The sequence below is a fragment of the Vibrio sp. Y2-5 genome (assembly GCF_014596725.1).
Lineage (GTDB): Bacteria > Pseudomonadota > Gammaproteobacteria > Enterobacterales > Vibrionaceae > Vibrio.
This window is the reverse complement of record NZ_JACVEG010000007.1, coordinates 126994-141617: the sequence shown is the minus strand read 5'-3', so window position 1 is coordinate 141617 and position 14624 is coordinate 126994. Positions and strand designations below refer to the sequence as shown.

Sequence of the window (14624 nt, the reverse complement as noted above, 5' to 3'; positions counted from 1 at the left end):
ACAATAAGATATTAATGATATTTCCAATTATTGAAACCAGTGCAATGTGCCTGCTGTTATTTTCTCTCTTTATCTCAAAAGCAGGTATCTACATTGGCTTAAGCTTATTGCTGCTAATTCAAATCTATTCCTTCGCTCGTAACAAAAGCTTCAGGGAGCTAGTGTCTAGTAATCGCCTTTTGTGGGGATTTATAGGCTTATTCTGCCTTGGTATTGCTTCAACATTGTCAATGGATACGAAAGACGCTATTACTTACTTTCGTAAAGCGAGCATTCTATTGGTATTTCCAATCCTTTACTTTCAACTACGAAAGAGTAATAACCTTCAGTGGGCACAAGTAAGCCTCATAGCTGGATTACTAGTCGGACTGGGAAATGCTTTTTATGAGTTAGCTCGAGTCACCGAGTGGCATGGACAAAGGATTACGAGCTTTTGGGATGTAGGCCGGTGGGCTGAGTGTCTAGGATACAGCTTAGCTATTTTAATACCTTTGATCTTTGAGCACCGCAATAGCTTCACTAAAGGTAAACGCCTATTTTACATAATTTTATCAGTCTGTTGTTTAATAGCATTAGTAATCTCAGGTGGTCGAGGGCCTCTTTTAGCGATTACCATCACCAGTACGTTATATCTTCTATTGCGTTCTCCAAAAGCTTTTTTCACTATCGCTCTAAGCTTATCCGCAATTTTTTATGTCGGTAAATCTTTTCCGCCAATAGAAGCAGTTCATCAGCGCATCTCCAGCATCGCTGATTTACATCACAATGATTCAAATAATGCACGACTTGTTATGTGGCAGAACGGTTTTAACTTTGCTAAATACAACTTAACCAATAAGCCCAGTGAGTTTTTTTTCGGCGTCGGTATTGACCACTTTGAGTCTAAGTATCGGCTGTTCTTAGAGCAGTCGACGAATGTTCAAAAGATGATTGAACAAACAAATGGAGAAGTCTCGTTTAAGGATTTACACAATACATACTTAGATTTGTCAGTCAAAATTGGGGCAATATACGCTTTAGCCTACATAGTTATTTTAGTGTTGATGCTAACATTCTTTCTGATGCATAAAGATCATGTAAGTGCATGGGCATACTCCGGTATTTGCTTAATCATAACGTACGGAATAACCTCTGTTTTCTATACTAGTGGGCTAGAATACCAAACGACCATATTCTTTTCCTTGGTCGCTTTATGCTATGCACGGGTTAATGTGGAATTAAAACAAAATGAATAAATATCAGTACGATGCTTCAGTCATCGTATCTTTTTACAATAATGTGGATTCATTGGCTTGTATCATCAAGGCACTAGATAATCAAAAAGAGAACTTTGAGATTATTGTTGCCGATGACGGGTCACGTGAAGAAAACGTGGCTAAAGTGAAACAACTCATCTCGGACTCTTCAAAGCCTGTCACTCATATATGGCAAAAAGACATCGGATTTAGAAAAAATCGCATATTAAACAAAGCCGTTAGTCATAGCAGTAGCGATTACCTCATTTTTATTGACGGTGATTGCATACCGCAAAGTCACTTTGTTGCCGATCATTTATCCAATAAACAGCCAAACTCAATCCTAAATGGCCGTCGAGTCGACTTAGCAACACAGTTTAAGGAACGCCTTTACACTAGTGCATCCCCAGATAAATTTTTCAACCGCAATAAATTAAAAATTTTTAGCCTTTATTTACTTGGTCACGGTAAGAATGTGGAGAAAGGGATTCGCATCACCCACCCTTTTTTGCTAAAAAAACTCAACACAAAGAAAAAAGGTATTGTTGGTTGTAACTTCTCTCTTCATAAAGAAGATTTCTTATCGGTAAATGGTTTTGATAACCGTTACGACATACCAAGTATTGGAGAAGATACTGACATTGAGTATCGTCTAGTCAAGCAGGGTAAGCAGATAAAAAATTTATTCTATCAAGCTATTGTTCTACATGTGATCCACACTGAGCTTCCTCGTTTAGAACAAGCGGAAGAATTATTCAGACAGACTCGCGAAGGAAATCACATCGTTGCTCTTGATGGTTATCATCAGGCGGGTAGCGTAGACTAGCACTTAATAAAAGACTTGATGAGCACACTATGAATATTTTAATGGCTCTTTCCCAGTTAGAAGTAACAGGGGCAGAAGTGTATGCCACGACAGTTGGAGATGAACTAACCAAACGTGGGCATAATGTTGTCTATGTGAGTGATACTTTAACTAAACCTCATCTTGGACCATTTTTCTCTTTACGATTCAACAAACGCAGCATTCCTCGCAGGTTCTGGCACGTCGCTTACCTTGTTTATCTAATTAAGAAACACAATATTCAACTTGTTCACGCACATTCCAGAGCTTCCAGTTGGAGTTGTCATATCGCTTGTAAAATCACTGGCACGCCAATGGTCACAACCGTTCACGGTCGGCAACCAGTTCACGCCTCGCGCAAAAAATTTCATGCGATGGGAGATAAAGCGCTTCCAGTATGCGAAGCAATAAAAGATCAACTCCATAAAGACCTAGCCGTACCACTTGATGAAATGGTGGTAAGTCGTAATGGCATACAAACATCGTATTTCAAATGGCAGGATGCGCCCAAGAATACTAAACCTGTCATCTCGATCATTGGTCGTCTAACTGGTCCAAAAGGTGATTTATGCTACAAGCTTCTCCAAGATTGCTTAGACACTGATAAATATGATGTGCGTGTTATTACTGGTTCAGAAGTGACAGACCGTTTTACTCCGTTCACTTCAAAAGTCACTTTTCCTGGTTATACCAATGATGTTCAGCAAGTTATGGCTCAATCCGACTTAGTCATTGGCGCTGGGCGAGTAGCGATGGAAGCATTATTATGTGGCAGACCTACTTTAGCTATTGGTGAAGCCAGCTGCATTGGACTCGTTGATAGCAACAATATTCATCAGGCTATGGCTACTAACTTTGGCGATATTGGTTCTAAAGACCTTGATATTGATTTCAGCAAAATAGCAAACATTGTTGAAGTAGCGTTAAAGACCAAGCATTGTGAAACTGAGGTTAACCAGCTTATCCAAGACAACTACGATCTCGCAAAGGTTGTTGATCATCTCGAAGATACTTATCAAACCGTTTATGTTGAGACGCTCCAGCGTGAAATGCCTGTGATCATGTATCATCGATTTATTCGAGATGAGAGTGAAAAAGGCGTTCACGGTACCTACATGCATGTGGATATGCTTGAGAAGCACTTCAAGTTACTAAAGCGAATGGGATTTGAAACTCTGACTTTTAGTGACTTGGCGGATAAAGGACTCATCCATAGACTCGAGTATGGAAAGCGCTACATCATTCTCACTGTCGATGATGGCTATAAAGACAACCACGAACTATTACTGCCACTGCTTAAAAAATATCACTTTAAAGCGGTCATCTATGTTGTGACTGGAGAAAAGTTCAATCGCTGGGACGTTGAAGTGCCAGAGAATCCAGAGAAATCCGTTCCGCTAATGTCTGCTGAACAACTGAAAGAGCTGCACAGTTCAGGTCTGGTCGAGATAGGTGGCCATACGATGACACATCCTCGACTGAGCACACTTTCAGAAGCAGAACAGAGAACACAAATAGAAACGAACAAACAAGAACTAGAAGAACTTCTACAAACTAAGTTATGCTCTTTTGCATATCCATACGGTGACCATAACCAGTGTTCTAAGGATATAGCTCAACAAGCTGGGTATCAATTTGCTGTTGCGACTAATAGCGGTCCATTAGCTATCCATCAAGATAAGTATCAAATTCGCCGTATTGCTATCTTCCCGAAGACAGACGTATTTGGTTTATGGCGTAAAATTCGTGGCAATTATACCTTTAGGAAAGTCAAAAAGTAGCAGTTCACTTATTCTCTTTTAATATGCCGCCTATATACATTCAATGTGAAAAACACTATGAAAATTCTGATTATTGGTCCTTCTTGGGTTGGTGATATGGTTATGTCACAAAGCCTATACACAACGTTAAGAGAGTTGCACCCTGCGGCACAGATCGATGTGCTCGCTCCTGCTTGGTGTAAACCGATACTTGAGCGCATGCCTGAGGTAAATAAAGCGATAGAAATGCCTATCGGCCACGGCTCTTTTAACCTCGCAGGACGTTGGGCACTAGGTAGAGAACTAAAACGTCAAAAATATACTCATGCCTTTATACTGCCGAATTCAGCAAAATCGGCGTTAATCCCTTTGTTCGCAGGGGTTCCAACTCGCACAGGTTGGAAAGGTGAAATGAGATATGGTCTTATCAATGACCTACGACCAGATAAACGCATTTTTCAATACATGGTCGAACGCTATGTCGCACTCGCTTATCCTAGGCAGACCATGCTTGAGCAGGTAACGCTTGAACACTGTCCAATACCAAAACTGACTGTTGATAAAAATGCTCAACAACTTACGCTTGAAAAACTTTCGCTAGATCTAGAACGCCCAGTTGTAGGCTTATGCCCTGGTGCTGAATTTGGCCCAGCGAAACGTTGGCCAGATAAATACTATGCAAAAATTGCTCATCAACTTATAGAAAAAGGCCAACAAGTTTGGCTGTTTGGTGGAGCAAAAGACAGAGAAGTCACAGATTCTATTCATCAACAACTGCCGCCTGAGCTTCAGCAGTACTGCCAAAACTTAGCAGGCCAAACATCCCTCATTGAAGCTGTAGATATGCTAGCGGCTTGCCATACGGTGGTAAGTAACGATTCAGGGCTAATGCACGTATCTGCTGCTGTAGGATGTAATATTGTTGCTGTTTATGGTTCTAGCTCTCCTCAATATACGCCACCGCTATCAAATAACGTTGAAATTGTTCATACAGACATCAGTTGTAGGCCATGCTTTAAGCGCGAATGTCCTTTGCAACATTTAAACTGCTTAAATAAGCTTTCACCTGAGACCGTTATGCAAGCTATTAACAAGTTTCTTAGCTAGTTATATCATGGCCTGCAATACCACTATAAAACGTCAGAATTATTTTTAATAAGGGACATTATGAGTCACTTACCAGTTATGGTCGCAAATCGCACAATTAAATTGATTGGCAATATCTTCAAGGTGTTGTCATACCCATTTCATTTCATATTACCTAAAGTGCGTTTTACTATCCCAGAATATTCACCAGCCAAGCTCAAAAGCTCCAATGATAGCGGTGTAACGAAAGTCATTTGGCAAACAAACTACTCTAATCGTAGTGCTCTGCCCGTATATCTGAATTATTTGTTTAATCGTTTGATGTCTCTCAGTTATGACTATCGATATGTTAGTACTGAGGCGAGAGAGGAGTATTTGAAAGAGAATGCTCCAAAAGAAGTCTATGAAGCTTATCTGAAGCTAACGGACGGAGCTGCTCAAGCCGATTTGTGGCGTGTGACCACCTTGTACAAAGAAGGTGGTATCTATATGGATATCGATGCGACTTTGGTTTGGCCGTTAAGCAAACTGCTTAAGGGAGTAAAAGACGCTTTATACATAAAGATTAAAAATGATACTGAAATTACAAATTACTTCTTAGCGACAGCGCCCAATAATCCGCACTTTAAGAAAGTCATGGATGCGATTGTCAATAACATTGAAAACTATGACCCAAAGAAAGGGGTTTATGGAACCACAGGGCCTAAAGTTTTTAATGATGTTCTTTCCAATGAAGCTATACAATCAAAGCGCCGCCGCTATGTTTGTATTCAGGGCACATTTACCAATGAATACTTTCAATACTTGGATAAACCGAGAGGCAAGTGGACCCATATGAAATCTGAAGACCTAATCAAGAAATAATCGAGGCTACCGTGCTCATTCGCTATATATACACTGCTTTGCTTGCTGTTGCCTCACCGTTTCTAATGTGGGGGCTATACAGACACCGAACAGGAAAACCAAGTGTAGGAAAACGCTGGAAAGAGCACTTCGGTGTAACACCTAAATTAGATTGCAGCCATGGACCAATATGGGTCCATGCCGTATCAGTAGGTGAAACTCTTGCAGTTACACCTTTGATTAAAAAGCTAAAAGCACAATATCCGCACCTAAGGATAGTCATCACAACAACGACAGCTACAGGCGCGGAACAAGCCGAAAAGTTAGCAGGAATAGCCGAACATCGCTATATGCCATTCGACTTCCCGTTTGCCGTTCGTGGTTTTATAAATGCTATAAAGCCTAGCCAGCTACTCATTATGGAAACTGAGCTTTGGCCCAACACTCTTCATACGGTCGCGAAAGCGAACATTCCTATTACCGTAATTAATGCACGTCTATCAGAACGTTCTTGCCAGCGCTACGCAAAGGTCCAGCCAATATTTGATATGCTATCCAAGAATTTAACTCAAGTCCTGTGTCAATACCCTGATGATGCAGAACGCTTTATTAGGCTGGGACTGGCAAAAGAAAAAGTCTCTGTCACTGGTTCAATTAAGTTTGATATTGAAGTTAGTCCAAAAGTGAAAGAAGAAGGCCAAGCGCTACGCAATCAGTTGGGTAATAATCGTCCTGTCTGGATAGCTGCCAGCACACATAACGGCGAAGATGAACAAATATTAACAGCACATCAAGAAGTATTAAAAGATCATCCTAATGCCCTGCTAATTTTGGTTCCACGTCATCCAGAGCGGTTTAACGACGTATTTAACTTATCTAAGCAAATGTTCCATACTGTTCGAAGAACTGAACAAAATGATGGACAGTTAGACACCAAAATTCAGGTTTACTTGGGTGATACTATGGGAGAAATGCTAACCCTCATGGAAGCGGCTGATATCTGTTTTATGGGAGGGAGTCTGCTAGGCGATAAGGTTGGAGGACATAACATGTTGGAGCCAGCTGCATTAGGGAAACCCATTTTAACCGGGGCGAGCTATTACAACTTCCTAGAAATTACAAAAGCGCTTAAAGACAACACAGCACTTTTAATAACAGAATCTTCAAAGGAACTCTCTGCGTCAGTATCACATATGTTCTCAGATACGTCTTACCGCGAAGTTTTAGGAAAAAATGCGTATTGTGTGTTCTCAAAGTCTTCTGGTTCAATACTAAATACTATAGAGAGAATAAAGCGTTACTTATAAAACCAATACGCTGTTTGCTGTAAAGAGTAACCAGATTTCATGTAGAGGTTCATCGCTTTAAGATTGCTCAATTGAGTTGCAACAGATAAGTTCTTACACCCCTTTTCAACAGCATAAGATTCCGCACACTGAATTAAAGCTCTTCCTAAACCAAGAGCTTGATACTCAGGTAAAACGCCAATTAAGCCTATTGAAGCATCATCATTGTCAACTCTAACTGTTACGAAACCGGCAATATTCCCACCCACTCGTTTAATTATACATAAATCATCAAACTGACCTAAAACCGCTTTTTTGAACCATTCCCTATAAAAACCGTCTTTTTCCTCTTCGGTAAACCACGGAGACTTAAAACGACTAGATAGATATAAGCCATCTGTAAGGTTCTGTACTGCTGGTAAATCATCTTTTCCCAAGCGCTCTACTTCAATTAGGTGTTTTACATTAAGGAGCGGTTTTACAAATAAAGCTTCTCCTTCACAAAAAACAAAACCAGCTTGATTCAAAAGGCCTATCTTATCCTCGTCCCTTGAGGAAACTTTCGTCGTAATTAGATCTAGATGTAAGCTCTCATTCGAACTAGGCGACCAATTAACATCCCCAATATGCCTTGAGAAAAAATCACTATCCCACTGTCTCAACTCAAAATTCATGACAATTATTTCTCAACCTCTCAAAATTCATAAAAACTATTTCTCAACTTCTATATTTGGTAAATTATACAGTAATTAAATTTCCACAATACTTAAGAGCTCACCATGTCTAGCCATATGGATTTTATTCCATTCAATAAGCCGCCAGTAACTGGCAAGGAACTACAATATATTTCTCAAGCGATTGCTGGCGATAAATTGTCTGGAGATGGGCCGTTCGCAAAACAATGTGAGCAATGGCTTGAAGAGCATACTCAATGTAATAAAGCTTTACTGACACCATCTTGCACTCACGCACTTGAACTTGCTGCCTTGCTTATTGATATTCAGCCTGGTGACGAAGTGATTATGCCAAGCTTTACTTTCGTTAGCACTGCAAATGCTTTTGTCTTACGTGGCGCCAAAATTGTATTTGTAGATATTCGCCCAGATACAATGAACATCGATGAGACTAAAATTGAAAACGCTATTACAGCGAATACTAAGGCCATAGTACCAGTGCACTACGCAGGAGTCAGCTGTGAAATGGATACCATTATGGCGATAGCAAATAAGCACAAGTTATTTGTTATAGAAGATGCAGCCCAAGGAATGATGTCTACTTATAAAGGGCAGTCTTTAGGTGCCATTGGTCATATGGCAACATTTAGCTTTCATGAGACAAAAAATTACACTTCTGGCGGAGAAGGTGGTGCACTACTTATCAATGACCAGCGATTTATTCAACGTGCAGAAATTTTACGAGAAAAAGGAACAAACCGAAGCTTATTCTTTAAAGGCATGGTAGATAAATACACATGGGTGGATATCGGCAGTAGTATGTTACCAAGCGAAATACAAGCTGCTTACCTTTATGCTCAGATGGAACAAGCTCAAGAAATTAATCACTCTCGCCTAAGCATTTGGAACAATTATCAAAATGCCTTTTTTAAGCACCAAACTGCTGGAGCAATCGAGCTACCTTCAATCCCTAGCGATTGCAGACACAATGCTCATATGTTCTATGTAAAACTTAGCGATGTGGATGTTAGAGATCAATTTATCACTCACATGAAGAATCAAAACATTCTGACTGTTTTTCATTACTTACCACTACATAGCACTGTGGCTGGCAGACAGTTCAGCCATTTCTATGGCGAGGATAAGTACACGACAAAAGAAAGCGAAAAACTTGTAAGACTACCTCTATTTTTTAATCTAAAAAAAGAAGAAGTGGATAGAGTAATCCGAGTCGCGTGTGATTTTTTCGACAAATTAGTTTGAGACGAGACAAATGCAAATACTGGTTTATTCGCAAAACTTTGATAGCAAAAATGGTGGTGTAGTTGTATTACATCGATTAGTACACCTTATAAATACGACTACAGAACACGAAGCTTTTTTAGTGCCTAACAGTTTAGATCTAACTATTAGCAAATATTCTATCGCAGGTCTAAAGAAGAAACTTAAACACAATAAAAAAGTAAAGCGTTATACAACTAAGTCACAATGGGCAACTCCTGTTCTCGATTCGCTACAAGGAATAGATCTGTCACAAGCGATTGTTGTTTACCCTGAAATTACTTCGGGCAACCCATTGAATGCAAAAAATATAGTCAGATGGTTACTCCACCAACCGGCTCATTTTAGCGGGCAGATCAACTATGGTGAGAACGAGTTAATTTTTAAGTTTAACTCCGCTATCAAAGACTTTTCACTACCTAACTCCAAGACATCCGAACAAGAGTTAAAAGTCATCTATTACCCAACAGATTTGTACAATGAAGAAGGTGTTCAACCTTATCAAGAGAGAACTCTGACTTGTCACGCCATCCGTAAAGGAAAACATAAACCCAAAGTACACCCTGAAGACTCTATTCTCATTGATTCGTTAAGTCATGAAGAAGTGGCACGCTTGTTTAAACAAACTAAGCGCTTTATCAGCTATGACGACTATACCGCTTACTCTATTTTCGCAAATTTGTGTGGGTGCGAATCAATAGTTGTACCTGATTCAGACACAACTATTGAGCAGTGGTATCCCAACATAACGGATCGATATGGTATCGCTTACGGTTTTGATGAAGAGCAACTTAAGTGGGCCAAAGATACTCAATCTTTAGTAAAAGAGCATGTAGAGAATGAACATCGACGTTCTGAACAGTGTGTGAAGAACTTTATAGAAGAAGCTCTGGATTACTTTCGACTATGAGTAAAAGTAGTAAGAGTTAATCTACTCTTACTACTTAATTTATAAATATTGGTCTATACCCTTCTTACAGAAATATATCCCTTTTTCCATATTCTCTTTGGTAATTTGTTTATTGACGTCAGCAAGCGAACGACGCGTAGGATGATCTAAGTGGTACACAGGAGACAGGAACTTTATGTTTCTCATCTCTAATCCCATCGCTATCATTCGGTGACTTAAATCATCATCTTCTGCACCGACACCGGGTAGTTCTTCGTTGTATCCATTGACTAACTTAAAGTCGTCGACAAAACATGAAAAATTACAGCCTACCAAATTGAGATATTTCTTTTTATAGAGTCTGTGCAGCAAAGGGTTGATAAAGCCAACTTCATAATTACGAACTTTATCTTTGTGCAAAGAGAAGATTTTACTTAAGTAAATGAGTGGGTTTTGCAGAGGAGCAATATTTTGGGGTTCTTGACGAACTAATTTAGAATATCGTTCTCCCAGAAACACTCGACGACCAATAAGCACACTACCTTTATTCCGTTGCTCTAAATGAATCTCTATATGTTTAAAGTGCGGAATACAGTCACCATCCAAGAAAATGACATAGTCTGATTTTGCTTTTGCCACCGCTTTATTTACTGCGGTCATCTTACGCCAACCAATGTCTTCTTGAGTGATGTGTACAAGTTGAAGATTATTGTAAGGTACTGAATTCAAAAACTTTGCAACTTTAGGATCATCCCCATCTTCCGCGATGATTACCTCAAAGTCAGAAATGGACTGCTTACTAAATGCATATAATATCGAGTTCAATGCCTCGACATCTTTATACATTGATACAATAACGGAAGCTTTTAACATTTTGCTACTCAATATGATTATTCTATTGCAGTGCTGTATTACACAGTATATCAACACTACCAGACTCTGTGATGATACTACTTCTAGCAACTTCTTTATCAAACGATCTCTTCAACCGTTCCAAATTGCTTAGCTTCCAACTATCACCATCTTGTTGGAAACATTTATCAAAATCGATAATCCATACTTTTCCTTGGTCATCGATCAAGATGTTATGGATATTTAAATCTGTATGATTGACTTGCGCATCGTGCATCTTGCGGATTTCTTGGCCTATTTTTCTATACATTTCAGCAGGCAAAGCTTGCTCTTGGAGAATAGACACTAAATCACGAGCATTAGGAATGCGCTCACTCAATAAGTCGGCTTGGTAGCAAAAAGTTCTCTTTACCGCTCTTGCCGCTATCGGCTTGGGTACATTGACACCAGCTTTAATGAGCGTGTTCAAAAGTTGGAATTCTTGATAACTGCGCGTTTTTTCCCAGCCCTGAAACCAATAATGATCTTTCACTAATTTACCAAACAGACCACCACGTCGATAATGGCGCAGCGCTGCCGAGCATTTTTCACCATCGACAAACCACGTAGTACCTCGACCCGTTGCGCTCCCCAAGACCTTGTCTTGGCGTTGCCAGAAATCGGCATCAAAACATTGCATTGGATCTTCAGCTAATAACGCTTCGTTAAACCAGATCGTTTGGTTTTTCTCTGTTAGTGTCTTGAACAAAAATCGAAATCCTCACAATTATCAACCAACCTCTCACGCTAACAACGTAAGTGCCTTAGCATTTTACATTTTATAGCGCACTCTGCATAATCTTGACTCAATATTTAGGTGGGTTCTTACATGGCGCTTTTTCAAACTGCTCCTCAATCAATCTGTATTTTACGTTTATCGGCTATCGGAGATGTGTGTAACACCATTTCTGCGGTTCAGGCAATTCAACGCGAATGGCCAGAAACGAAAATTACTTGGATAACAGGGAAGCTGGAAGCTCAGTTAATCGGAGATTTATCAGGCGTTCGTGTGATTGTGTTTGATAAGAAACAAGGCTGGAAAGCCTATCAAACATTATGGTCGCAGCTAAAGAATGACAGGTTTGATGCCCTACTCCATATGCAATACGCTTTTCGCGCTAGCATTGCCACTCTAGGTATAAAGGCTAGGTACAAATTAGGTTTTGACAAAGCGCGCAGCCAAGATTTTCAAACCCTGTTTACCAACATTAAAGTGCCTTCTCCTAATAAAACTCACGTTTTAGATGGTTTGTTAGCTTTTGTTGAGTTTATGGGTGTTAAAGATACACAAGCAAAATGGGAACTCAACTACCAGCACATTGATGAGCTGTGGGCAAATGAACAATTTGTCGCGGACAAACCCAAACTTGTTGTTGTTCCCGCAGCCAGTAAAGGATACAAAAACTGGACGGCAGAAGGTTACACTGAAGTAATTACTTACGCTCAAGCTCAAGGCTGGCAGATTATCTTAGCTGGCAGCCCTGCCAAAATAGAAAAAGACCTCGCCGAAAGTATCCAACAAAAATTAGCTGTACCAGTCATCAATCTCGTTGGTCAAAGTACTCTCAAACAGATGTTGGCTTTAATCGATAAGGCCGATCTTGTTATTGCACCGGATACCGGGCCTACTCATATGGCGAACGCAATGAATACACCTGTAATCGGTTTATATGCACACCATAATCCTGAGCGCACTGGCCCCTATAATTATCGTCAGTATGTGGTATCTGCCTATGAAGAAGCTTTACTCGCTGAAACCGGAAAGTCACCATCAGAAGTAAGCTGGCGTACCCGGGTTAAAGATGAACAGGCAATGAGCCGGATTACCGCGAAGCAAGTCATTCAAATGTTTGATAAAGCGGTACATGACTTTAAAATAGCAGCAACTAGCACAACTAAGGATCCATCGTGACCAAACCGACATTAGCCGTAGCTTTAATTGTTAAGAACGAAGCTCAGCATTTAGAAGCCTGTTTAGAAACCGTACATGACTGGGTCGACGAAATAATTGTTCTGGATTCTGGTAGCAGTGATAACACAGAAGAAGTCGCTCGTCGCTACACGGATAAATTTTTCGTTAACGCGACTTGGCCAGGCTTTGGCCCACAGCGACGCCTAGCGCAAAATCATGTCGAATCAGACTATGTTCTTTGGCTAGATGCGGATGAGCGAGTCACTCCAGAACTTAAAGAAAGCGTATTAAAAGCAGTCGCAGAAAATAAACCGAATACGCTTTACCAATTTGCACGTCTTAGCTGGGTATTTGGACGATATATTCGCCATTGTGGCTGGTACCCCGATCGTGTACTGCGTTTATACCCAACCAAACTGACTCAATATAATGACGCTCTCGTACATGAGAAAGTGGAAATGACTGGCAATATGCAGGTCGAGACGCTTCACGGGGATGCGATTCATTACACCTACAATGACATTCACCACTACCTAGTAAAATCGGCTGGTTATGCCAAAGCTTGGGCAGATCAACGTCAGGCGAAAGGAAAGAAATCATCATTAAGCCAAGGCATTGGACACGCTATCGGCTGCTTCCTGAAAATGTATGTGCTTAAACGTGGATTTTTAGATGGCAAACAAGGCTTTTTGATATCTTTACTGTCTGCTCACTCAACATTCGTCAAATATGCCGACTTATGGGTACGGAACAACGACAGTAACTATAAGATATAAATGAAAAAGCCTGAGACAATCTCAGGCTTTTTTGTCTATCAGAGGAAATTTTTCGCCCACGGATTAACTTGCCCGACAACCGTAGCAATATCAATTCGAGTCATGTTTTCTTGGCTCTGCTTGTCTTCTGCTTGTGGGGGACAAAATGCGATATGACGACCTTCTGAATTCAGAGGACGCCAACGCAGCGGCGTGGCTGAACGCTTAGCAGGGAAAAAACCTACCGTGGGTACATCTAATGTTGCAGCAATATGCAGTGGCCCTGTTGAGCCCGCAATAAACAGCTGAGCACAAGCTATAGAGCGAGTGAAATCTACCAGACCATCATTTTTATCATACAGAGCCACTTTACCGCCAAGCTTTTCAATAATAGCTTTTAGTTCTGCGGCCTTAGCTTCTTCACCTGGGCCTGCTGTTAACACAACTTCATGCTCGCCTTCCAAACCCTGAATTAAATTCGCGTACTGTTCCAAGGTTAGATTGTTTGCCGAGCCACCACTTCCAGCATGAACAAATATCCAAGGCTTATCGACATCAAGAACAAGTTGTTCTGAGAGTTTGTCTCGCTGAGCTTTCAATACTTCGTCGCTAAACGACAAATAAGGTGCACTAGGTTCAACGATTGTTATGCCTGTATCACGCAAAAATGCTCTGACTAAATCCAAGTTGTACTCGTATTCCGGTTTGGCCGATTGAGAGCGTTTCTGTTTGATGCGTTTGTTATAAAAGATTTGAGCCAGTTTTGTTGCAGGCGCAAGACGATAACGAATCCCAGCCTTCCACACTAACAACGCATTGTAGGTAGTGGAGAACAAGTTAATTGATGCATCGAAGTTTCGTGCTTTGATCTCTTCGATTAGCGCTTTCTGAGCGCTTTTATCTGACTTCTCTGTAGGATCAATCATCACAGCATCAATCCAAGGACACAACTCAGCCAATGCTGCCGTGTACTTAGGTACCAACGCAGTTATGTGACAATCAGGCATAGACGCTTTTAACATCGCAAAGCTTGGCCACGCCAGCATGAAGTCGCCAATTTTATCGTTGCGAATAACTAGTAACTTTTTCATTCTGTTCTGTTTATACTCAAATTAACTGGTTCAATCATACCGACTTCAAAGCCTTTTTGTTAGTATGGCGGACATTC

The 14624-nt window shown here is 40.5% G+C and carries 14 protein-coding genes; 10 read left to right on the top strand and 4 right to left on the bottom strand.

Going from position 1 to position 14624, the window contains the following annotated elements; translation table 11 throughout:
- Positions 1-14 precede the first annotated feature (14 nt).
- The 6 genes from HUO09_RS16460 to waaA are packed head-to-tail and all read left to right on the top strand — an operon-like array spanning position 15 to position 7075.
- Entirely contained in the window at positions 15-1235 is a 1221-nt protein-coding gene (locus HUO09_RS16460; RefSeq protein WP_188234606.1) for an O-antigen ligase, read from the top strand.
- Complete coding sequence (locus tag HUO09_RS16455; RefSeq protein ID WP_188234605.1) at positions 1228-2061, top strand: glycosyltransferase; 834 nt, start codon at positions 1228-1230, stop codon at positions 2059-2061. Before HUO09_RS16460 ends, HUO09_RS16455 begins: the two co-directional genes overlap by 8 nt.
- A 29-nt stretch (positions 2062-2090) precedes the next feature.
- Entirely contained in the window at positions 2091-3860 is a 1770-nt protein-coding gene (locus tag HUO09_RS16450; RefSeq protein ID WP_188234604.1) for a polysaccharide deacetylase family protein, read from the top strand.
- A gap of 57 nt (positions 3861-3917) precedes the next feature.
- A complete protein-coding gene (waaF, locus tag HUO09_RS16445) occupies positions 3918-4946 on the top strand; it encodes a lipopolysaccharide heptosyltransferase II (RefSeq protein WP_188234603.1) in 1029 nt (342 codons plus the stop codon).
- A gap of 60 nt (positions 4947-5006) precedes the next feature.
- A complete protein-coding gene (locus HUO09_RS16440; RefSeq protein WP_188234602.1) occupies positions 5007-5789 on the top strand; it encodes a glycosyltransferase family 32 protein in 783 nt (260 codons plus the stop codon).
- A gap of 11 nt (positions 5790-5800) precedes the next feature.
- A complete protein-coding gene (gene waaA / locus HUO09_RS16435) occupies positions 5801-7075 on the top strand; it encodes a lipid IV(A) 3-deoxy-D-manno-octulosonic acid transferase (protein WP_188234601.1) in 1275 nt (424 codons plus the stop codon).
- On the opposite strand, the gene HUO09_RS16430 is transcribed toward waaA, so the two are convergent.
- Entirely contained in the window at positions 7066-7581 is a 516-nt protein-coding gene (locus tag HUO09_RS16430) for a GNAT family N-acetyltransferase (protein WP_223159473.1), read from the bottom strand. The genes waaA and HUO09_RS16430 overlap by 10 nt on opposite strands.
- Before the next feature lie 264 nt (positions 7582-7845).
- On the opposite strand from HUO09_RS16430, the gene rffA reads away from it, so the two are divergent.
- The gene (rffA, locus tag HUO09_RS16425) at positions 7846-8991 is read left to right on the top strand and encodes a dTDP-4-amino-4,6-dideoxygalactose transaminase (protein WP_188234600.1); all 1146 of its coding nucleotides are present in this window, start codon (positions 7846-7848) and stop codon (positions 8989-8991) included.
- A gap of 10 nt (positions 8992-9001) precedes the next feature.
- On the top strand, positions 9002-9919 hold the full coding sequence (locus tag HUO09_RS16420) for a WavQ (RefSeq protein WP_188234599.1): 918 nt from the start codon (positions 9002-9004) through the stop codon (positions 9917-9919).
- 39 nt (positions 9920-9958) lie between these two features.
- On the opposite strand, the gene HUO09_RS16415 is transcribed toward HUO09_RS16420, so the two are convergent.
- Both HUO09_RS16415 and HUO09_RS16410 read right to left on the bottom strand, forming a co-directional pair.
- Entirely contained in the window at positions 9959-10771 is an 813-nt protein-coding gene (locus HUO09_RS16415) for a glycosyltransferase (RefSeq protein WP_188234598.1), read from the bottom strand.
- 22 nt (positions 10772-10793) lie between these two features.
- Complete coding sequence (locus HUO09_RS16410) at positions 10794-11498, bottom strand: 3-deoxy-D-manno-octulosonic acid kinase (protein ID WP_188234597.1); 705 nt, start codon at positions 11496-11498, stop codon at positions 10794-10796.
- A 120-nt stretch (positions 11499-11618) separates the two neighbouring features.
- Between HUO09_RS16410 and HUO09_RS16405 the strand changes: the two genes are divergently transcribed.
- Both HUO09_RS16405 and HUO09_RS16400 read left to right on the top strand, forming a co-directional pair.
- Positions 11619-12701 carry a glycosyltransferase family 9 protein gene (locus HUO09_RS16405; RefSeq protein ID WP_188234596.1) on the top strand — a complete coding sequence of 361 codons (1083 nt, stop codon included), beginning with the start codon at positions 11619-11621 and terminating at the stop codon, positions 12699-12701.
- Complete coding sequence (locus tag HUO09_RS16400; protein ID WP_188234595.1) at positions 12698-13477, top strand: glycosyltransferase family 2 protein; 780 nt, start codon at positions 12698-12700, stop codon at positions 13475-13477. Before HUO09_RS16405 ends, HUO09_RS16400 begins: the two co-directional genes overlap by 4 nt.
- A gap of 38 nt (positions 13478-13515) precedes the next feature.
- On the opposite strand, the gene HUO09_RS16395 is transcribed toward HUO09_RS16400, so the two are convergent.
- Entirely contained in the window at positions 13516-14547 is a 1032-nt protein-coding gene (locus HUO09_RS16395) for a glycosyltransferase family 9 protein (protein ID WP_188234594.1), read from the bottom strand.
- Positions 14548-14624 lie beyond the last annotated feature (77 nt).

Coding starts and splice junctions, on each gene's coding strand:
- HUO09_RS16460 (WP_188234606.1), top strand. CDS start 15: ATGATATTTCCAATTATTGAAACCAGTGCAATGTGCCTGCTGTTATTT.
- HUO09_RS16455 (WP_188234605.1), top strand. CDS start 1,228: ATGAATAAATATCAGTACGATGCTTCAGTCATCGTATCTTTTTACAAT.
- HUO09_RS16450 (WP_188234604.1), top strand. CDS start 2,091: ATGAATATTTTAATGGCTCTTTCCCAGTTAGAAGTAACAGGGGCAGAA.
- waaF (WP_188234603.1), top strand. CDS start 3,918: ATGAAAATTCTGATTATTGGTCCTTCTTGGGTTGGTGATATGGTTATG.
- HUO09_RS16440 (WP_188234602.1), top strand. CDS start 5,007: ATGAGTCACTTACCAGTTATGGTCGCAAATCGCACAATTAAATTGATT.
- rffA (WP_188234600.1), top strand. CDS start 7,846: ATGGATTTTATTCCATTCAATAAGCCGCCAGTAACTGGCAAGGAACTA.
- HUO09_RS16420 (WP_188234599.1), top strand. CDS start 9,002: ATGCAAATACTGGTTTATTCGCAAAACTTTGATAGCAAAAATGGTGGT.
- HUO09_RS16415 (WP_188234598.1), bottom strand. CDS start 10,771: ATGTTAAAAGCTTCCGTTATTGTATCAATGTATAAAGATGTCGAGGCA.
- HUO09_RS16405 (WP_188234596.1), top strand. CDS start 11,619: ATGGCGCTTTTTCAAACTGCTCCTCAATCAATCTGTATTTTACGTTTA.
- HUO09_RS16395 (WP_188234594.1), bottom strand. CDS start 14,547: ATGAAAAAGTTACTAGTTATTCGCAACGATAAAATTGGCGACTTCATG.